The sequence below is a fragment of the Sphaerisporangium perillae genome (assembly GCF_023276435.1).
GTDB lineage: Bacteria > Actinomycetota > Actinomycetes > Streptosporangiales > Streptosporangiaceae > Sphaerisporangium > Sphaerisporangium perillae.
The window spans coordinates 36,193-56,745 of the sequence record NZ_JALLPO010000014.1 but is presented as its reverse complement, the minus strand read 5'-3'; the positions used below and the strand labels follow the sequence as shown (position 1 = coordinate 56,745).

The 20,553-nt window shown below is 72.4% G+C and carries 12 protein-coding genes; 9 read left to right on the top strand and 3 right to left on the bottom strand.

Annotated features, from left to right (window positions below; all coding sequences use genetic code 11):
- Positions 1-39 precede the first annotated feature (39 nt).
- From MYF83_RS15530 to MYF83_RS15490, 9 genes are all read left to right on the top strand, one after another.
- The gene (locus MYF83_RS15530; protein WP_248961053.1) at positions 40-2,535 is read left to right on the top strand and encodes a serine/threonine protein kinase; all 2,496 of its coding nucleotides are present in this window, start codon (positions 40-42) and stop codon (positions 2,533-2,535) included.
- A 99-nt stretch (positions 2,536-2,634) separates the two neighbouring features.
- Positions 2,635-2,988 (top strand): YbaB/EbfC family nucleoid-associated protein, encoded by a 354-nt coding sequence (locus MYF83_RS15525; protein WP_248961052.1) that lies wholly within the window; start codon positions 2,635-2,637, stop codon positions 2,986-2,988.
- Between the two features lie 267 nt (positions 2,989-3,255).
- On the top strand, positions 3,256-4,233 hold the full coding sequence (locus tag MYF83_RS15520) for an SseB family protein (protein ID WP_248961051.1): 978 nt from the start codon (positions 3,256-3,258) through the stop codon (positions 4,231-4,233).
- Positions 4,230-4,619, top strand: coding sequence for a UCP033725 family protein (locus tag MYF83_RS15515; RefSeq protein ID WP_248961050.1), 390 nt, complete (start codon positions 4,230-4,232; stop codon positions 4,617-4,619). The genes MYF83_RS15520 and MYF83_RS15515 overlap by 4 nt, the downstream gene beginning before the upstream one ends.
- 204 nt (positions 4,620-4,823) lie before the next feature.
- Entirely contained in the window at positions 4,824-5,228 is a 405-nt protein-coding gene (locus MYF83_RS15510; RefSeq protein WP_248961049.1) for a YbaB/EbfC family nucleoid-associated protein, read from the top strand.
- Positions 5,229-5,234: 6 nt separating this feature from the next.
- Positions 5,235-5,558: a hypothetical protein gene (locus MYF83_RS15505; protein WP_248961048.1), complete on the top strand. Its 324-nt coding sequence runs from the start codon at positions 5,235-5,237 to the stop codon at positions 5,556-5,558.
- 180 nt (positions 5,559-5,738) lie between these two features.
- Positions 5,739-16,310 carry a WXG100-like domain-containing protein gene (locus MYF83_RS15500; protein WP_248961047.1) on the top strand — a complete coding sequence of 3,524 codons (10,572 nt, stop codon included), beginning with the start codon at positions 5,739-5,741 and terminating at the stop codon, positions 16,308-16,310.
- Positions 16,310-16,834, top strand: a complete 525-nt coding sequence (locus tag MYF83_RS15495; RefSeq protein ID WP_248961046.1) for a hypothetical protein — start codon at positions 16,310-16,312, stop codon at positions 16,832-16,834. The genes MYF83_RS15500 and MYF83_RS15495 overlap by 1 nt, the downstream gene beginning before the upstream one ends.
- Before the next feature lie 136 nt (positions 16,835-16,970).
- Positions 16,971-17,573: a hypothetical protein gene (locus MYF83_RS15490; RefSeq protein WP_248961045.1), complete on the top strand. Its 603-nt coding sequence runs from the start codon at positions 16,971-16,973 to the stop codon at positions 17,571-17,573.
- 345 nt (positions 17,574-17,918) lie between these two features.
- Here the strand turns inward: MYF83_RS15490 and MYF83_RS15485 are convergent, their stop codons facing one another.
- From MYF83_RS15485 to MYF83_RS15475, 3 genes are all read right to left on the bottom strand, one after another.
- Positions 17,919-18,911: a WXG100-like domain-containing protein gene (locus tag MYF83_RS15485; RefSeq protein ID WP_248961044.1), complete on the bottom strand. Its 993-nt coding sequence runs from the start codon at positions 18,909-18,911 to the stop codon at positions 17,919-17,921.
- Positions 18,908-19,267: a hypothetical protein gene (locus MYF83_RS15480; RefSeq protein ID WP_248961043.1), complete on the bottom strand. Its 360-nt coding sequence runs from the start codon at positions 19,265-19,267 to the stop codon at positions 18,908-18,910. Before MYF83_RS15480 ends, MYF83_RS15485 begins: the two co-directional genes overlap by 4 nt.
- Positions 19,268-19,430: 163 nt before the next feature.
- On the bottom strand, positions 19,431-20,537 hold the full coding sequence (locus tag MYF83_RS15475; protein ID WP_248961042.1) for a WXG100 family type VII secretion target: 1,107 nt from the start codon (positions 20,535-20,537) through the stop codon (positions 19,431-19,433).
- Between the last annotated feature and the right edge of the window lie 16 nt (positions 20,538-20,553).

The window sequence follows — 20,553 nt, the reverse complement described above, 5'->3', positions numbered from 1 at the left end:
GATCCGAGAGTTAAGCCGCAGGGGAAGGCGATAAGGGACATGCAGTCATTACTGCCGGACGACCCCAAGCAGGTGGGCGAGTACACGCTTCTTGGGCGCTTGAGCCAGGGCCCTCGGGGGATCGTCTACCTTGGCCGCCTCTCCGGGAAATCACCGCTCCCGGAATCCGAAGCCGAGGCCCGGGCCGAAGCGCCCACCGAGCCCACGAAGCCCGGCTCCGCCGCCGAGGCCGGTGATCCAGGGGATCCCGCCGAGCCCACGGCGCAGGCCGAGGCCGCCGAGGCGTCCGCCGAGCAGAGCGACCCGGCCGGTTCCGCCGAGCCCGCTACCACGCCCACCCCCTCCCCTGCCGCCGCCGGAGACGACCGGCTGTTCGTCATCAAGCTGCTGCCCCCGTGGCCGGAGGCCGACCCCGACGCCCGCGCGCGGGTGGTCGACGACCTCTCCTCCGCCCAGCGGGTCTCCAGCGCGTACGCGGTGCGGAGCATCGAGGCCGGCTGGATCGGCGACCGCGCCTACGTGGTGCGCGAGCACGTCGAGGGCCGCTCCCTCCGCGAGGCCGTCGAACTGGACGGCCCGCTCGCCGGCGACGCCCTGGAGCGGGTCGCCATCGGGACGCTGACGGCGCTCACCGCCATCCACCTCGCGGGCATCGCCCACCGCGGCTTCACCCCCGACAACGTCCTCCTCGGCGCCGACGGCCCCCGCGTCTGCGACTTCGGCCTCGGCGAGACGGCCTACCGTTCGCCCGAGCAGGTACGCGGAGAGCCGTCCGGCCCCGCCGCCGACGTCTTCGCCTGGGCCGCCACGATGGCGTACGCGGCGACCGCCGCCGAGCCGTTCGGCGGCAGCGCCGAGGCCATCGCCACGGCCCGCCCCGACCTCGGCGCCCTCCCGGCGCCGCTGCGCGACGTCGTCGCCTCCTGCCTCGCCAAGGTGCCCGCGGAGCGGCCCACCGCCCAGGGCGCGATGCTCTGGCTGCTCGGCGAGGAGAAGGCCGGCCCGCCGGCCCCCGCCATCCCCGCCGCCCCGGTGCCCGGAGTCCCCGCTCCCGGCTCCCTCATCCCGGGTTCCGTCCTGCCCAGCACGCCCACCGTTCCCGCGGGCGACCCGGCACAGCACACCTGGGTGGACGTGAACGGGACCGGCGGCCGGCCGCAGGCGCCGATCGTGCCGCCGCACGGGCCGGAAGGCCAGGTGCCGACCCCGGTCTACAACGCCGAGCCGCAGGCCCCGGCGCCGCAGGTGTGGGGCGCGCCCGCGCTGCCCTCGGAGGAGCCCGAGCCGCCGGTGCGGCACGCCATCACCGGGCAGCAGCCGCCACCGGCCGCCACCGCGCCCAAGAAGAAGACCGGCGCTCACTTCCCCATCGGCCTGGCCGCGGGCGTCGGCGTCGTGATCGGCCTTTCCGGTCTCGGGCTTTGGGGTGCCGGACACTACGCGAGCAACCAGCAGATCGGGCGTGTGGCCGCCGAGGGGCAGGTGCCGACCACCGTCCCCGTGCCGGCCGGAGACCAGGGGAACGTCGGGGGCGTCGGCGGCGTCGGCGGCGTCGGCGGTACGACCGCGCCGCGCCCGCAGGTGACGGTGCCCTGGGCCAGCTCCCCCGCGCCGCAGGAGACGGGCGTCTACCCGATGCAGCTCACGACGTCCACCCCCTCGGTGGGAGTGCCGACCCTCTCCCCCGGCCCGCAGTTCACCCCGCCGCCGATCCCGTCCGCCGTGCCGACCCAGACGACCTCACCAACGCAGTCGTCCTCGGCGACCCCGGTTCCCACGGTCACCGTCACCAAGACGCATGGCCCGAAGGACAAGAACACCATCGAGCCCACGCCCAGCCCTGGGGACCCGTCCCAGACGCCTGAGCCCTCGGGCAGCGCCACGCCGAGTCCGGAGGCGACGCCGTCGGACGGCGCCACCCCGACGCCCTCGCCGACGCAGCCGCAGAACCTCATCCCGACCCCGACCCCGACCCCGACCCCGTCGAGCCCGGCGTCTCCCAAGCCGACCCCCACCCAGACGGCCACCCCCAGGCCCACGGTCACGCGGACCTCGACGCCCAAGCCCACGGTGACGGTCAGGCCGACCGTGACGGTCAAGCCCACGGTGACGGTCAGGCCCACGGTGACGCCCAAGCCGACCGTGACCAGGACCGTCGCCCCCATGCCGACGGTCTCCAAGACCCAGGCGCCGGCCACCAACCCCTTCACGCCGCAGAAGGCCTGCGACTCGGCGGGCAAGGGCACCGGCTACTACGTCCAGCGGCAGGTCTCGTTCAGCGGCGGGGTCACCTACCAGCTGTACAGCAACGCCACGGGGTCCAACTGCGTGGTCACGATGAAGACCCAGAACATCGGCGTGGCCAGCCCGGTGTCCGCGACGCTCGAGGTGCAGGGCGCGAGCCCCGTCACCGACGGCGGGTCGTTCAAGTACTACGCCGGGCCGGTGATCCTCTCCGCCAAGGGCAAGTGCGTGCGGTTCAGCGGTAGCGCGGGAGCCGGTTCCGGCGCCGCGCCGTTCGGCAACTGCGGATAGCACGGCGACCGCTCAGACCGACGCGAGGCCCGGCCGGCACCTACAGGCCGGGCCTTCGCCCTGCCTACGCCCAGCACCTGTGAACCGGAGGACGATCACATGACGACGAGTGGCGGGCCCATCCCGACGACCGGTGACCCGGAGGTCGACCAGGTGCTGGAGACGCTCGCCACCCAGTCGGCCCGGTTCGAGGAGGTCGGGCGGCTGATCTCCGACATCCGGGGCCGCGGCGAGGCCGAGGACGGGCGCGTGGTGGTGGAGGTCCTGCCCAGCGGCTCGCTGGCGTCCCTCACGATCGACCCTCGGGCGATGCGGCTCGGCTCGCAGGCCCTGGCCGAAGCGATCCTCGCGGCGGCCAAGGAGGCGGAGGAGGACGCCACCCGGAAGGCCGAGACCCTGATGAGCCCCCTCCTAGACGACCCCCCACCCTACGGGCACACCCCCCGCGGCTAGCACGTACCGCACGGCCGCCGGGTCACCCGACGTACGGCGGCGCCGGCATCGCCGTACCACTCCCCACCGACCCGGCGCCCCCATGCACAGCACCACACCGGAGGACACGGCAGGCCACCCGACCCGGCAATCGTCTCCCACGCCACAACACCACACCCGAGAACACGGCAGGCCACCCGACCCGGCAATCGTCTCCCACGCCACAACACCACACCGGAGGACGTGGAGGCCGCCGACCCTGTTGGTGGTCGCATTAGAGTGATCGCCGTGGGGGAATGGGAGCCGGCGAGTCCGTTCGAGGAGGGTCTCGGCTCGGCGTTCGCGGCGGGTGATCTCGCTCTCTGCCTCGCCCTGCTGCGCCTCGCCGAGTTCGCGCTGCCGATCAGCCCGGACGCCGCGGCCGGTCGGGAGCCGGTGGCCTGGCCCACGGTGACCGACGACGAGCGCACGTGGATGCCGGCCTACACCTCGGCCGAGGCCATGGAGGCGGCGCTGGGCGGAGTGACGGCGTACCACCGGATCGTCACGATGACCGAGCTGGCCGCCGGCTGGCCGGACCCGCGCTGGGGGCTCGCGGTCAACGCCGGTCTCCCGGTGCACTTCTTCCTCGAGTCCGGCACGGTGGCGAGGCTCGCGGTCCCGTCGCTGTCCGAGGAACGCCTCGCCGACCCGGCGTCGGGCATACCCGTCATGCAGAAGCTCCTCACTCCCCGCGATCTGCGCTCCTATCTCATGGAAGAGGAGTCGCGGGTCTCGGGGTACTGCCACCGGGCCGGGGACGTGGCGCACATCGCGACCCCGGCCGTGCTGGCCGACGCGCTCGGGCAGGCGAGCGTGGAAGGGGTGGTCACCGACGGGGGGTCGGTGCACATGCTGCGGTGGGGCGCGGCCGGGCTCAACCTCTACCGCACCCCCTACGGCGGCAGCGACGAGGAGACCATGGCCGCGGTGGCCGGATGGGTCATCGAGGAGCCTCCGTTCATCGGCATGGGGCTCGCGCCGAACGTCGACCAGGTGATCCGCGAGTACAAGGTCGACGGCGTCGGGCTGCCGCACGGCGCCGAGATCTGGGAGCTGACCGACGCGGGCATCGAGCGCCGCCGCGCCGTGTACGACGGCGACCGCGAGCGCTGGATGCTCGTGGACGTCAGGCCGCCGGGCGAGGCTCCACCGGCCGGCCAGACCGGAAGCGACCTCTCCGAACGTGATTCGTCCGGGCGTGACTTCTCCGGGTGGCCGGGATGACGTGGCATGCCTACCGGGCGCGCCTGCGCGGGATCGAGTACGAGGCGAGCCCCGACCCGCGGCCCGGCGGGCTGTGGATGCGGCTGCGGTCGCCGGAGCCGGCGGACGGCTTCGAGCAGGTCGCACCGGGCCGCTTCGTGCGGCCGGTGCCGGCCGAGGAGTGCGAGGCGGTGGTCTTCGTGACGACGGCCGGGGAGTGGCGGGGCGCGCCGTGCCACGTGCACGCGGAGCGGGACGGCGAGCTGCTCGTCGAGTACACCGGAGGCCTGCTGCCGGTGGCACGGGAGCTCGGGATGGAGCGCGTCGAGCGGGGTGTCCATCGCGCCTGGGTCCCCCGCGATGAGGTGCTCGGCCTCCACGAGCATGTCGTCCCCGTGGACATTTAGCGCATACGGCGTCCCACAAAGACCCCGGGTAGTGGCATAAGCGAATAAACCGCCCATAGGGGTGATGTTGGTTCACAATGCTTGCCGAACGATATTCCGCGATGTCAGAATGACCGATCAAGCGGCTGTTTCCCGGAAGTTAGGGCATGGTTACGGTGCAGTTAAGCGCCTCATGCCATATGGACAGGTGCTCGGGGAGGTTATGTGGAGTCCTTCGCGAGGGAGGACGGGGCGGACATGCAGGCCTATGCCGAGGAACTGCGTGCCGCCTTCATGCGCCTGCAAGAAGAAGCGCCCGCCATGCACGAGAAGGCGAAAGCCGTTCAGGTCACGGAGAAGTCGAAGGACGGGCTGATCTCGGCGACCGTCGGCGCGCGGGGCGACCTCATCCGCCTGGACATCGACCCGCGCATCTACCGCCGGCCCGACTCCCGTCAGCTCGCCGACGCCATCACCGAGACCGTCCAGCGCGCCGCCGAGAAGGCTCAGTCCAAGGTCATCGAGCTCTTCGAGCCGCTGATCCCGAGCGAGCAGATGAAAGCCCACCTCGAGGGGGACCTCGAGCGCGTCCTGGACCAGATGGCCGCCCAGATGCAGGGAAAGCGGTGATCCGTCATGCCCGACGATGTCGATGTCCACGCCCAGACCGCCTACTACGGCCTGACGCGGTGGAATGACACGACCGCTCACATCGCCCGGCTGTGCACGGAGGGCTCGGCGCGGATCCAGCGGCTCGTCGCCGCGGCGCCCTGGGGGGACGACTCCGCCGGAACCGCCTTCCATGCGGCATACACCAAGGACGCCGGGCCGGAGGTGCTCCAGCAGGCCGGCGAGCGGATCGCCAAGGACGTCGAGACGCTCGGCGTGAAGGTCCGCACGGCCGTCAAGAACACGCGCGGGACGGACAAGAAGCAAGCCGGCACGACCATGAGCATTTGACCTGGCGACCCGCGACACGGGACGGAGGGCCGTTCCGGTCCACCGTCCCCACCGGACGCCCCGGTGTGCGCGACCACGCGGCGGGCATGCCGTCATCCGGTACGCCAGGACCGTCCGGTAGGCCGGGACGATTCGCCCGGACGCCGGACCGGCTTCCTACGACGATGAGATCGGGGTGACGTGGCGCACAACACGAACCCCAACGTCAACCCGAACACGCCAGGCGGGCAGGCCTCCCCCGGCATCGGCGGCACCTCCTCCACCGACATCACCCCCGCCTGGGGCGAGTCGCTGCCGGCGTGGGCGGACACCTTCATCGCCCTGCTCGCCGCCGGACAGGCCTGGCCGAAGGCGAGCGAGAGCCTGCTGTGGGAGCTGGCCAAGGAGCACCAGGCGTTCGGAGTGGCCCTGGGCGGCGCCGTGGATCCGGGCATCACCGCCGGCAACGCGGTACTGGTCGGCTGGCAGGTACCGGCCGCGCCGCTCTACCAGCAGCAGGCCGCGCAGGTGCTCAAGGGCGACGCGGGGGTCGAAGGGCTCGCGTACGCGCACGGCGTCAAGGCTCTGCAGGTCGACGACTTCGCACGTGAGACGCAGTACTCCAAGATCTCCATCAACGTGGCCTTCTGGATCGGGGTCACCGCCGCGGCAATCGCGCTGATCAGCGCGTTCTTCACCGCGGGCGCCAGCACCCCCTTGATCGGCCCCATCGCCGCGTCCACCCGTTCGGTCATCGGCCAGATCCTTTCCAGGCTCACGATGGTCGCCACGCGCGTCTTCGGCACCGGCATGACCACCCGCCTGGCCGCCCTCAGGACCGTCGCCCAGATCGGCCAGGGGACCATGCTCCGCACCGCTCTCACCGGCCACCTCGCCAGGGAAGTGGCCGAGGAGATCGGCGAAGAGGTCCTCATCGACGGGTTAAGCCAGAAAAAGCAGATCGAGATGGGAACGCGCAGCGGCTGGGACTGGGACAAGACCAAGGCCTCGGCGATCGGCGCGGGCGGTGGCGCGGTGGTCGGCATGAAGGTCGCCGCGCCGCTGCTGTCCCGGTACGGCAGCCACATCCCGGGGTTGCGGAGGCTGGACGACGCGGCCCAGAACGGTTCCGGGTTCTCCAGCACCCTCGCCGGTTTCGGCCGGGACGCCATGCACACCGGCCTCAACAACATGGCCGCCTCCCCGGCCGGCAGCTACCTGGCCAACGGGATCGTCTACGACCAGTGGGATCCGCGGGCATCGCTGACCGGGGAGGCCCTGACCGGCGCTTTCATGGGCGGCGCCGGCCGCACCCGCACGATCAGCCCGACCAACCCCCAGGTCCTCCAGGCGCTCCTCACCCCGCAGTCGAGCCTCGCCAACGCCAACGCCGCCGCCGCGGCCAACGACGCGGCCCGGGCGGCCCGCATGGGCGGGCCCCCGCCCCCTCCCGGGGGCGGGGGCCAGGGCACGGGCCCCGGCCCCACCACGTCCCCCACCGGCACCGGCCCCTCCCCCACCGGCGGCACAGCTACTTCCGCTACCGGCGGACCTGCCACCTCAGGCACCAGCGGCACGGGGGCGCCGACGGCCTCGGCGCAGAGCGGTCCGCCTCCGGCATCCACGCCGTCCGGCACCGCTCCTTCCCCGTCCGGCACGAACCCCCAGTCAGGTACGACTCCCCCGGCCCCCGGCTCGCCGACGTCGGGCACGTCCGGGACTTCTGGGACGTCCGGCACCTCCGGCACCTCCGGCACCTCCGGGACGTCATCCTCGACCGGCGGCACGCAGGGCGCCCCGGGTACCTCCGGCACGCCCGCCACGAGCACACCGGCAACGGGCGCGCCGGTAACGGGCTCTCCTGCCGCGGGTCAGACCGCACCGGACCCCGCGACCCTGTCCAATCCCACCACGCCACCCCCCTCCGGCCCCCCGGCGGCGGGACAGACCGCACCGGACCCGGCGACCCTGTCCAACCCCACCACGCCAACCCCGTCCAGTCCCCCAGCGGCCGGGCAGGCCGCGCCGGACCCGGCAACGCTGTCCAACCCCACCACGCCAACCCCGTCCAGTCCCCCGGCGGCGGCTCCTCAGGCGGTCCCCGACCCCAACACCACTCCGAGCACGCCCAGCGGCACATCGAGTACTTCCTCACCCGCCCCGGCGTCCACTCCCCAGCCCGCTGCGGTCGCCCCCTCTGGTCCGGCCACCGCCGGCGCACCCACGTCCTCCCCCGGCGCGGCCGGTACCGCCAACGCGGCGGTGCCCCAGACGCCGGCCGCCGGGACCACGCCGTCGGCGCAGCCCGCGACCCCCTCGCCGCTGTTCATGCCCGGCATGCCGAACGTGCGGGTCTCGGGAACCTCGCAGCCCTCGAACGCGCCGGCCCTGCCCAGCGCGAGCAACGCGAGCACACAGCCCACCCCCGGCGCGCAGCCCGACCCGGCCACACAGCCCACCACCGGCACTCAGCCCGACCCGGCCACACAGCCCACCACCGGCACTCAGCCCGACCCAGGCGCGCAGCCCGGCTCAGGCACGCCGCAGTCCACGTCGGGAGGCCCGGCGCCGCAAGCCGCGCAAGGCACCCCGGCGGCACCCGCGACGAGGAGCGCCGGCCCCGCGGACGTCCGGGTCAAGCGCCGCGTCAACGCGCTGCTGAGCGAGACGCTGCCGCTGGTGGCCCCGGACGCGGTGCCGCTCCAGGACGGCACGATCAGGGTCACCGGCCCCGACCGGAGGGTGCACCGCATCCCGGCCGACGTGGTCACCCGCATGCAACGGGAACTACGGGTCCGGGTCGCGGACGGGGCCCAGGACCAGCGGTTGCGCGCCGAGACGGCCGCCCGGCTGGGCGCCGCCATCGCGAGGTCCGCACAGATGCCGCCGATGGAGGGCGCGCTGAACGCGCTCGGCCTGCTCGCCGACGCCGTCCCCGGCATGACGGACGTCGTGTCCGACGTGGCGCGCGAGGTCGTGGGCGAACGGTGGGGGCGCCTGCGGGCCGCCGGGCTCACCGACGCGGGGCAACGGGTGGTGGAAGAGGCGCACGGTCGCCTCCCGGAGGAGTCGTCGGACTTCGACGCGATGCGCATCGGGCCGCTCGACACCCAACGGCAGGCGATCTCCGAGCGCGCCACGAGTCTGGGCACCGACCTGGCGAACCAGAGCGGAACAGCCACTCCGGCCGCCGCTACCAACAGCCCCACCGCCGGCACCCCGACCGGGGCCACTTCCGGCGCTCAGAGCGGCGGCGCGCCGAGTACGTCCGGCAGTGCCACCTCCGGTGCGTCGCAGGTGGGTGCCGGTCCGGCGGCGACGGCCCCGGCGGCGTCCCGTCCTGTGCAAGGGGTGATCCGCGGCTTCCTCGGCGCGGTGCTGAACCCACTGGACCGGGCGACCGGCGCGTTCACCGCCTATTCGGAGGCGCGGTACGCCGAGTACCGGCACCTGGCCGGCCTGTGGTCGAACGGCGCTCCCGAGCTTCGGCCGCGTTATGAGGCCGAGATCAGACGGGTGATCTCCACTCTCGAGGCGCATGGCCAGTCCGCCCCGGTGCCGCCGTGGGCCACGCACCGGATCCACACCGTGACGCCCACCGCCGTCGCCACGACCGGCGCGCCGGCACCGGCCGGCGCCCCCACGCCAAGTCCGGCCACCACTCCCGCGACGTCTCCGGCCGGTACGCCGGTGGCGGTGCCGGCCGCGGTCACGGAGTTGGCCGACCAGGTGCGGCGGATGCGCGCCTCTCTGGAGGCGACCCGGGACGGGCTGCGGGTGCGCCAGGAGGGGAACCGGAAGAAGGCGAAGGACGCCGCCAAGAGCGCCCGCTCGGCGCACCAGAAGGCGAAGCAGGCGGCCCGCGACCGGGACGCGTGGCATGCCGAACGCCGGCGTGCCCAGCTCCTGGAGGAGCGCCTCGAACGCATCGCGGCCCAGCATTACGACCGCATCGCCGGCAAGTACGCCGCGGCTCGCGCACGTGCGAGCACGGTGTCCAACGCCTACGCCGCGCTGTCGGAGACCATCGACCGGCTCGCCTCCGGGCAGGACCCGACTCCCGCCGCCGACCTGGCCGAGGAGATCGCCCGGCTGTCCCGCGAGGCCGACACCGCCTTCGCGGAGTTCGAGAAGGCGATGATCGCCGCGCGGCCACCGCAGTCCCTGCTGGCCGCCGGTCTGCCGAGCGGGCGGCTGCCGCACCTGACGAGGATCACCAACGTGGTGAACCAGGTGCTGGCCGACAACGGCGTCGACGCGACCATCACCAGGGAAGAGCTGCTGTGGCAGATGCGCTCGGACGTCCAGCGGCTCACCTCCGAAGACGGCTTGGTGCTGCGTTTCGACATCAAGAGGAAAGGCCTGCTGCGCTTCAGGACCAGGGAGCAGGGGCAGCTGCGCATCCGGCTCGAGATGGGCGAGCCGGTCGAGGTGCCCAACCCCGGCAGGAGTGCCTCGGAGGTGATGATCGGCTCCCTTCCCCAGGGCGGTAACTGGGTCTCGGCCACGATCACCCGCGTCATCAACGCGGCGTTCGGCGTGGACGTGTCCAAGCTGGTGCAGATGGTGCCGCACGACGGCGGTTTCCTGTCAACGGTCAAGACTTGGGCCAAGTTCATCGGCCTCAGCGTCAAGTTCAACGGCGGCCACTCGGAGTCCACTTCGGGGTCGCACGCCGAGTTCGTCCTGCCTGGCCAGGTGGCCGACAACCGCGGCGATTCGACGCTGCTCCGCGTCCCCGGGACCTACCAGGTGGACTTCCGCGTTCCCACCGGCGAGGGCGCCCGGGCCGAGTGGCGAACGGCCGCACGCGTCAGCGAGGGCGTCGGCAACGACAAGACCGCCGTGGAGGTGTGGCTCTCGCACGCCCACACCGAGCACGCTCCCGAGCAGACCTTCCGGCTCCCCCCTGAGGAGACGCGGAACGCGAGGTTCCCCAGGTACGTGCCACTGCAGGTGGACGGGCTGGACTCGCTGGCCGACCGGGTCGTGGCCGCCGCAGGGCCCGGCCAGGCGCCGCTGAGCGGCGCGGTCGGCGACCAGATCCGCGCCATCCTGACCCAGGACCTGCCCGGCCACATCGACGTGGCCGTCGACGATCCCGAGGGCTGGCAGCGGAACATCAACGACGGTGGGCGCAGAGGCGTCGTGCGCGTGCGGTCGGAGGTCGTGTCGACGTCCCTGGCGTCCCGTCCGGGCTGGAAGCAGTTCCAGGAGTGGCTCGGCGTCAGTTTCTCCGGTTCCACCGGCGCGACCACGGCCGGCCGCACCTCGGGCATCAGCGTGAAGGGCGGTATCGGGCTCACCGACGACTCTCCGGGCTCGAACGGCTGGCACGGGCTGACGGCCCGGCTGTTCGCCTCCTTCCAGCGGGGATGGTCGCGATCGGACAGCCTGTCGGCCAGCGGCGTGTCGATCTACCCGCTCGTGCGGCGCTGGATGGGGCGGACGAACACACACGAGGTGACCGTGCGGCACAAGGTCACCGTCTACTTCCCCAGCGAGGGCGCGCCGCGCCCGACGGTCCCCGGTGACAGCCCGATGCTGGTGCAGACCCCCGAGCCGGACTCGGGCCGCGCCGGCTGGGATGTGGATCCGAAGGCCGTGGTCAGGAACGCCGCCAACGAGATGGACAGGAACGCCGACGGCACGGTCCGGTTCCGCGACGACCCAGCGCCGGAACCGCCGCCGGGCCGTAAGGCCGAGGCCCCGGAATGGATGGGGAACAATTCCGGCCAAATCCGCGGAGCAGGCCCCGCGACCCTTTTCCTGGACCCGGCCGAGGTCGAACAGAAGAGACAGGAAGTGCTGGACAGCCTGCGCCGGCAGGGTCTGGTGCCCAAGAACCTCAACGGGCTGCCCGATCCGTCGCTGGATCCGCGGACTCGGGAGACCCAGCTCGACAACCTCCGCGAGGTGCGGGAGCAGCTCTCGGTCAACGCGCTGCAGACCCGCATCGACCAGGCCGCCCAGGACGGCGTCCTCCTCGATCTGAAGCGGGTGCGGACCGGCGGCAGCATCCAGCACATCACCGTGCGGGTCCGCCTCGACGCCATCGGCCGGCCGGTCTACCAGTCGTGGTCGGAGGCCGAAGGCCACGTGGCGCTGAACATCAGTTCCAACACCGCCGTACGCTCCAGGAGCCGGTCGAGGTCGGCGGGATTCTCGTTCGGTGCGGCGCTCGGCGTGATCGCGAAGAAGCTCGGCTTCCACTGGACCGGCGCGGAGGGCGGCTACACGGGCCTCCTGAGCAGGATCTTCGGCTGGGGCTCGGGCTACACCCTCAACGAGGTGACGCTCATCGAGGGCACACCGACCGCGGCGTTCCACCGGCGGTACACCATGCGGGTCGACCGGATCCACCCGAGCGGCCGTGCGGAGTCGCTGCTGTCCCCCGAGTCGGTGGCGCGCCCCGTGTCCGGGCACCTGTGGACGCCTGTGGACCTGCTCCCGGAGGCGGACACGGAGCCGCACCCCCCGGTCACGCATCCCACCACCACCGACATCGTGCGCCGCTCGACCCTGCTGCACATGGACGTCCACGGGATGATGGACGCGTTCAGAAGCGTGCTCCCCCGCGCGGCGCTGGCCGACTCCGAGGCGTACCACCACCTGGCGGCCTTCGGGAGCGTCCGCACGTTCCTCGCCAACACCGGCTGGCTGTACGCCGACCACAGCACCGACGTCGTGGTACGCCCGCGAGGCGTCCGGCCGACCCAGGGGGCGGTCTCGGTCCGGGTCGAGATGGGCGACTCGGTGTTCGTCGGCGTCGGCAACCTGGTGACCGCGGACATCGCCCTCGCGCTGACCAGCACCTCGGCGAACGCCGGCGCTTCTCGCAGCAACGGCGGCAACGTCTCCGCCGGCTGGGGCATCGGCACGCCGGGAAGCGCCGGCGTCAACGCCTCCGCGTCGAGAAGCGGCGGCCACTCCGACTCGCAGGTGTCCATCGAAGGCAACGAGCCGATCACCGTCAGGACCGGCAAGCAGTACCTCTACAGGGCCGCCGGCGTCCTCACCGTGACAGGCAGCGAGAACGGCGCCACCAATGCCGCGCCGGCGGTGCTGACCGACCGGACGATCCTCTATGCCCTGCCCGAGCTGGACGCCCTCTCGCTCTATGGCCACGGTGACATCCGGTTGCCGCTGCACGTGGTGGCCGACGCCATGGAACGCTTCCTGAACGGCCACCTGAAGCTCGAAAGCGCCATGGTGCTGCGGATGGCGCGCCGGTACCTCCAGCAGCAGGCCGCCGCCGCCAAGGACCCGAGCATCCCGGCCTATCCCCTGGTCGCCAGGCATACACCGGATGCGCTCTTCAAGGGGATCAGCGCGCGGCTGGGCAACGAACTGGGCAGGCCCGCCCAGGACCTGGACGACCTGCTCGACCCCGTGCGCCACCTGCAGAAGACCAGGGTGGCACTGCCCGAGCCCTTCCTGCACCGGATGGGCCTGACCACCTTCGACTCGGTCGACCTGTACACCACCAACGGCCCGTCGATCCGCATGGAGGTGCTGGACGCGGTGATGGACCGCATCCGGGCCGCCATCCCGGACGCCACGCTCACCGACCTGGTGATGACCCGCGCCCTGGCGGGCATGCTCGTCGGCGACAACTGGCAGGGAACCCTGCAGAACCAGCTGTCGCCCGAAGGCCTGCAATGGGAACAACCTGTGCGGGTGGGACCGCACCGGACCGAACTGGTGAGGATCAGGATAGGGACCGAGATCCTCGGGGACACGGTGCTGCTCCAGGGGCGCAACGACGAAACCGTCCACATCATGCAGCCCTACGGCTACGAGGAGGAGGGGCGGTCCCGCTCGACCGGCTGGTCCGTCGGAGGGGGGCTGGGCGCCGGCCTCGCGGGCACGAACCACGGCATAGGCGTCGGAGCCGGCACCCACCAGGGCCACACCCGATCGGAGTCGAGTGGCCAGCAGTACACCCAGATCGAGCGGACGGCCTCCTTCGACGGAGCGGACCTCGTCCGGCAGAACCTGCGGGTCACCGTCTCGGCCGAACGGGTCCCGCTTCCCCCGGGGCGGTCCGGCAACCGGCTGACCCGCCCCCTGCACGCCCTCTCGCACCGCGTCACCCGGCGCGTGGGCGCCGCGATCGGTGCGGCGGTCAGGGCCGTGCGACCCGCCGCGCCCGCCACCGGGCAGGCCAAACCCCCGCCGCTCGTATTGTTCGGCACCGGGATCCGGCTGGTGCCGGACGGGCTGACCGTGCGCGCGGAGCAGGCGCGGCCGTTGCCGGACCGCGTCCCCGATCCCCGGCCGGCGGAGCTGCCGGAGTCCTGGTTCCCGGTCGAGACGATCGCCGACGGGCTCGTGGACGCCGTGCTCGAGGGCCTGGCCGACGACGCCCTGCTCGGCCGGGAAGGCGCCGAGGAGCAGCGGACGCGCGTGGTGCACGCGCTGTCGCGGATGGCGCTGAACGCCAAGCTCAAGCTGATGATGGACCCGGAGGGCCATCCGATGCTGCGCATCCCCATCCGGGGCAACCGGGTGGTGGACGTGTACATCCAGGCCCGGCCCTCGGAGGACCGGCTCGTCATCGGGCCGCGGGAGAACATCGAACGGGGCAACGCCTACCGCAGGCAGGAGACCCACGGCACCTCGACGGACCGCAACCGGCTGGGCCCGGTGAACCGTAACTTCGATCCCGCCCAGAGCGTCTGGGGCACGAGCCAGAGCGTGTCCTCCGGAGAGCAGGCAGGCGAGCACGTCTCCGCCGCCGGTGGAATCCGCCGGGAGAAGACCCTCAACGAGAAGGGCTCCATGGTCACGCTCACCTCCCGGGTGGACTTCACGGTCACGTTCCGGACGTCCAGCGTGCGAAGGAACGGCGGCGAGCGTCCCGGCCGGGTGATCGAGCTGCCGGCTCCGGTCGTCGGCATGACCCAGGCGATGCTGACCCAGCAGGACCATGAAGGCATGCGCACCCGGCAGCAGACCGCCGGGCCGGGCCGGGGCTGGTCGTTCGACGGCGAAGAACCCGCGCGTCGGCGCCTGCCGTGGCGCCGTACGCCGTCCGCGCATCCGCCGCAGACGCTGAACGACCTGGTGGGCGCCGCGCGCGCCCGGCCGGAGTTCGCCAAGGACCCGGTCGGGGCGGTGGCGGCGGAGCTGCGCGAGCGCCTGCCCGGCCTCAGCCGTTCCTCGGGCCCGGTCACACTCGACGTGTCGTCGACCCCCGCCGACCTGCCGGTGCCCCTGACCTGGGCCCGCCTGCTGTCGCGCGAGCTCGACGCCGACGTGCGCCTCGACGTGCGCGAGCCGGGCGGCCTCGTGCGCGGCTATCTCGCCACCTTCCGCGGCGAGCTGGTGAGCGACGTGCCGGACGGCGGGTTCGCCGCCGCGGTCGCCACGCTGCCGACGGAGCTGTCCGGGACCGCGGTGGCCCACCAGGTGGACCTGCGGGCGCTGTTCAACCGGTCCGGCGGCCATGGCGTCTTCGCCGAGGTGGTCGCGGCCGAGCTCCTCGACCTGGGCGCGACACTGCCGAAGCAGGAGCAGCCGATCTTCCCGCGCCCGCTGTGGGGCCCGGGCCCGGAGGAGTCCGCCGGCCCCGGGGCGATGGGCGGCATGGGCGTCACGGCCCCGGTCGACGCGGGCTCGGGCTTCGTCAAGGGCCGGACCCCGGAGGACGGCCCGCTGACGATGCCCGAGGTGCGGGCCGCCTGGAAGACCGTGGAGGCGTCCGACCTCGGCCGGGGGGTGCGGGTCGCGGCATGGCCGGACGACGGTCCCATCCTGACCGTCATCACCGACGCGACCGGCCCGGTGTACTTCCGTCCCACGATTGAGGCGGTCCCGGACGACCGGATGGCGAGCACGGACCTCCGGTCGGGCGCCCCCTTCAAGATCAAGCTCGACCCGGACATTCCTCCGCACCTGGTGGCACGGGTACTGGTCCACGAGGTGAGCCACGCGGTCCGCGAGTTCACGGCGATCATGAACGGATCCCCGCAGGGCGTGATCCGCGCGCCGCTCGCGCCGCCGGATCCGAACAGGCCCGCCCCGACCCAGGACTTCTGCGCCGAGGCGCGGGTGGACGAGTACCGTCACCTGTCCCGCCAGTGGGCCAAGGCCACCACGGCCGAAGCCCAGGCGAAGCTGCGGAGCCAGATCGAGGGCCTGGCCAGGCTGATCGAGGCGCGTGGCCTCACCGTCCCGGCGCCGCCGTGGTCGGCCGGGCCGCAGGCGGTGCCCGCGCCCCGTCCCAGCATGGCCAGCCTGCTCAACGCGCCGCCACCCACCGGCCCGCCCGCCGGACCACCGACCGGGCCACCCGCCGCGGGCGAGTCTCGCTGGCGCCGTCCGGGAGAGTCGAAGGACGAATACTGGGGCAGGATGCGCCGGCTCGCCAACACGACCGGCTGGTTCCCGCCGGAGGAGAACGAGGAGTGCGTCTGCCCGCCGGGCAAGCCGTGCGTGTGCGGGCGCCGGCCGTCCCCGCAGCCGTCGGCGTCCCAGCCGTCCAGCCCCGGCACATCACCATCCCAGTCGTCCAGCCCCGGCACATCACCGTCCCAGCCGTCCAGCCCCGGCACCCAGCCGGCGGAGGTCAGGGTCCGGAGGGGCGACACGCTGGAGAAGATCGCCGCCCGATGGCTCGGGACCGGCGCCACGGAGGCGGAGATCGCCCTGGCCGCGCAAGACTGGTACGAGGCGAACCGTGCCACCATCGGAGCCGACCCCGACATGATCCGCCCCGGCCAGGTGCTGGTCCCGCCGAGCCGAGAACCCGCGTCGAAAGGCACGTGATGACGCTTCTGGTAGCGCGGACCAGGGACGAGGCGCACCTGTACCTCGATCTGCATCCCTGCCCTGAATGCGGGTCGGCCGAGACCACGTGGGAGCACGCGCTCGTGGCCGTCCCGGAAGGGCTGGCGGCCCGGTACGCGGGCACCTGCTCCGGGTGCGGCGCCGAGCGAAGCCACCTGTTCGGCCTGCCGGAGCGCGAGGTGGGCTCCGGCCGCTTCCCGACGTTCGGCGGCCCGGAGCCGTCGCAGTTGCTGGACGCCGGGGAGTGGCTGTGGGTGGCCGACCTGACCGCCGGAAACGTCCCGGCCAGCGATCCCGACGCGGCGCGCCAGGCGCTGGCGATCGCGGTGGCGGCGGTCGAGGAGGTCGTCAAGTTCGTCCCTCCTGGACAGGAGGCGGTGCCGGCGGGGGCGTTCTGGTCGGAGCTCGGACGGCGGGTGCGCGACGCCGAGCCGGGCCGGTTCCAGGTCGACCGGTTACTGATCGTCCGGGACACCTACCGCCGGCTCGCGGACCGCTCGTAGCCCGCGCGGCCGGGGCCGGACCACGGACCCGAGGCCGGCTCTGCCACCGATTACCGCGTAGGCCGGGCAGTGGCGGGGCGCGCGGGCGATATCGTCGAGGCCCACCCGGCCCGCCAGGAGAGGAAGGAAACGCGGCATGCCAGCGCTTCGCGCCAGGACGCTCCTGGAGGCCCACCTCTACGTCACGCTCACCGCGAGCCACGACGACCCCGGCCCCGCCGACCGGCCGGAGCGCGACTTCGACGCGCACACCACGCTGACGGAAGGGCCGGAGGAGTGGACGGTGCACTTCGACGGGCGCGCGCTCGGCCTTCCCCTGGAGATCGACGTCCTCGTGCCGTACCTGACGGAGTTCGAGGCACGGCAGGACCGGCTGCGGTTCGGCGCCGGGCGCTCGGAGCTGATCGACGCCGGGCAGTGGCGCCTCCTCGGGGCCTCCTACGCGCGCCGCGCCCTGCGGGAGGATCTGCGGTTCGCGGCCGATCCCACCGATCCCGAGCGATTCAAGGCCGTGGTGCTCGGATGGGAGTTCGCCCGGGACGCGACCGCCGAGGCGGCGAAGTTCCTGCCGCCGGGCGCGGGCGAGGTGCCCGCTGAGGGGTTCTGGACCGAGTCGGGCACGGCGATGCGGCGTCAGGCGCCGGAGCGGTTCACACGGGAGTCCCTGGAGAGCGACATCGCCGGCTATCAGGAGACACTCGACGACTTCATCGTCACACACACCAGCCGGAACCTCTGACGGGCGCTCCAGCCGGTTCCCGCGTGCGCCGAGCCGCGCCCCCCGCCGTACGACGGCGCCGGCCTCACCGTCCTCCTTCTCGCCGTCGCGGCGCCGATGCCTGAGCACCGTACGTGGTGGAGAGGGAGCGGCCACCCGGCGAAGACGGCCGATCACCACGCTGCTACGCGGACGGCTTGATGGCCCGCATGCCGCGAACCAGTAGAGGCCGTCGGGTGATGTGCCACGCCGACGGTTTGATGGCTCGGGTGCCCTGGACGCGGACAGGCCGTCCGGTGATGGTGCTACGCCGACGGTTTGATGGCTCGGGTGCCCTGGACGCGGACAGGCCGTCCGGTGATGGTGCTACGCCGACGGTTTGATGGCTCGGGTGCCGTGGATGAGGATTTTGCCGATCCAGGTGTCCCAGTCGGTGGGCACGGGGTTTTCGGTCGGGTTCTGCTCGAAGTTGTCGACGATGCTGTAGGTGGCCGAGCCGCCCATGCGCCGGACGAAGTCCCACCACCGGTTCTTGGTGACGAACGGCAGCAGCTTGCCCGCGTCGCCGGCGGCGTTGAACGCCATGTTGGCGCCGAAGCCCTGCGCGAACTCGACCGCGTTGGTGCTGAACGAGAGCACGTCCTTGCCGTTCTGGTCCTTGCGCACTCCGGAGGCGGCGTAGACGCCCGCCTTGAGCACCTGCTGGATCCCGGCGTAGGCGACGCTGTCGATCGTGTAGTAGAAGGCGCCCTCGACGACCTTCTGGACGCTCAGCCCGAAGATCTTGAGCTGTGACTGGGCCAGTGACGTGAAGTACTTCTGCACCGCCCGCTCGGCGAGTGTTCCCAGCCCCGCGGTGGGCCAGGCGTACATCGTGGTGAACAGCATGTTGACCCACGCCTGGATCGCCATCACGACCAGCACGTGCCTGATCGTCTCGATGTTGTCCGCGTACGCCCGGCACGCGGCGGCGACCCGGCGGCTGTAGTCGGCGACGTCGGGCGGGTACCCGGAGAAGCCGTCCGGCCGCTGGGAGGCGGACGGGGCGGAGCCGGTGCCCCGCCACATGTTCTTGAACGCCTCGACGCCCGGTCCCGAGTGGTCCATCCAGACCAGCCGGGCCGCCTCGTCCGCCTCGACGAGACCGTCGTCGATCTTCTTGGCCAGCTGGTCCAGCGCGTCGGCGGCCGACCGGAGCCCGTCCGGATCGCCTTCGGGCCAATCGACGGCCAGCACCGCCGTGACGAACGCCGCGTGGGTCACGGTGGCCGCGGTCGCGGTGGTGGCGACGGGATGCTTGCCGGCGACCCTGCCGAAGGCGGCGAAGGGGGCAGCGAGCCCGGCGAGGGAAGGGCTCACCTGACCTCGGCCTTGGTGGTGGGGACGGCGAGGCCGCCTTCGTAGACGACCTGCGCGAGCAGCGCCACTCCGGCCCATTCGGCCGTCTCGAGGTTCGCCCCGGCCTGCGCCACGTTCTCTCCGATGCGCTGGTACGCGGTCGTGATGTTCCCGACGTGCTGAACGATCTCCCGCATGGCCGCGTGGAAGCCCTTCCTGCCCGCGGTGCCCTCGTAGAAGGTGCGGCCGTGCTCGTCGTCGCCCCAGAAGGGGCCCAGCCCCTCCAGGGTCGCCACCGTGTCCTTCAGCACGCCGGTGAGGACCTCGTGCTGGTGCAGGAAGTCGTCCTCGCGCCTCTTCAGGACGATGGGCACCACGTCCGTGACGTTCCCGGCCCAAGGTGATCGCTCTTGTCGTGCCAAACCTGGGCCCTCCCGTATCGCCTGGTCGACCGAACCCTACACATGATAGGAAATCCGGTTTACGCCAGATTTTCGGGAAGACTTCTTCCGGAAGATACGTGATGTTAGGGCAGCGGCCTCAGTAGCCCCGGTAGCCGGTGCCGTCCTTGGTGCCGATCACGCCCGGGACGTTCGAGACGGACCCATAGCGCTCGATGGCGTACCGCACGCCGGCGATGATGTTGTCCACCGGGTCGTAGATGTTCCGGTGCCCGGGGAGCGACCAGCGGTCGAACGTGGGGTCGATGGTCTGCATGAGTCCCTTGGACGGATGCCCCGCCGCCGCGTTGGAGTCCCAGGTGTTGATCGCCTGCGGGTTCCCGCCCGACTCGTGCTGGATGATCATCCAGATGTCGTTGACGTTCATCTTCTCGACGGGATAGCCCTGGGCCTTGAGGATCTCGATCGCCTGCTGGATCCACCCCGCGACCTGCCCCTTGGGCGCGGGACCGCCGCCGGGCGGCGGCGCGCCACTGGGGCCGTACCCGCCGAACCACCCCTGGCCGCCGGAGCTCGCCTGCGCGGCGTCGCTGTAGGTGCCCCGGTTGAAGTACGCGTCGTACTCGCTCTTCGACGTCGGGACCCACTCTTTGCCGTCGGTGCTCTTCTCGACGAACGCCGAGTTCTCGCCGGCCGGCGGGATGTCCGCGAACTCGGGCGTGGCCTCGCCGAGATGCTTGACGATGTCGCTCTTCGCCGTGGACAGGATGCCCTCCGCCGTGTCGACGTACCTCTGGGCCAGCCCGGCGCGGGTGCCGGCCTCGGTGGTGATGGCCTCGTCGAGTTCCTCCTCCGTGGCGTCCGGATTGATCCGGCGCAGCTCCCTCGCCCACTCCAGCAGGCCGGCGCACTCGTTTTTGACGTTGTTCTTCGCCGTCTCCACGGCGTCGGCGGCGTTGTCGAGGCAGTCGGCGCAGTTGGTCAGCGCGGTGTGCAGGGCGTCGCTCGCGCCGCCGTACCGCCCCATGTACGCCACGAAGGCATCGGCCGAGTCGCCCTTCCACGCGGCGTCGACCCTCGACAGGGAGACATCGAGGGCGTCGACCCGCTCGGCGATGCCGGCGCCGGCCGTACGCCAGCGCTTGGCGATGTCGCGGATGGCCTGCGGGTCGCCTTCGACCTTGCGCGCCAGCGCGGCCAGCGCGCCGCCACCCGGCAGCGCCGCCACGGCGTCGATGTCGCTCAACGGATCACCGCTCCCG

Coding starts and splice junctions, on each gene's coding strand:
- MYF83_RS15530 (WP_248961053.1), top strand. CDS start 40: ATGCAGTCATTACTGCCGGACGACCCCAAGCAGGTGGGCGAGTACACG.
- MYF83_RS15525 (WP_248961052.1), top strand. CDS start 2,635: ATGACGACGAGTGGCGGGCCCATCCCGACGACCGGTGACCCGGAGGTC.
- MYF83_RS15515 (WP_248961050.1), top strand. CDS start 4,230: ATGACGTGGCATGCCTACCGGGCGCGCCTGCGCGGGATCGAGTACGAG.
- MYF83_RS15505 (WP_248961048.1), top strand. CDS start 5,235: ATGCCCGACGATGTCGATGTCCACGCCCAGACCGCCTACTACGGCCTG.
- MYF83_RS15495 (WP_248961046.1), top strand. CDS start 16,310: ATGACGCTTCTGGTAGCGCGGACCAGGGACGAGGCGCACCTGTACCTC.
- MYF83_RS15490 (WP_248961045.1), top strand. CDS start 16,971: ATGCCAGCGCTTCGCGCCAGGACGCTCCTGGAGGCCCACCTCTACGTC.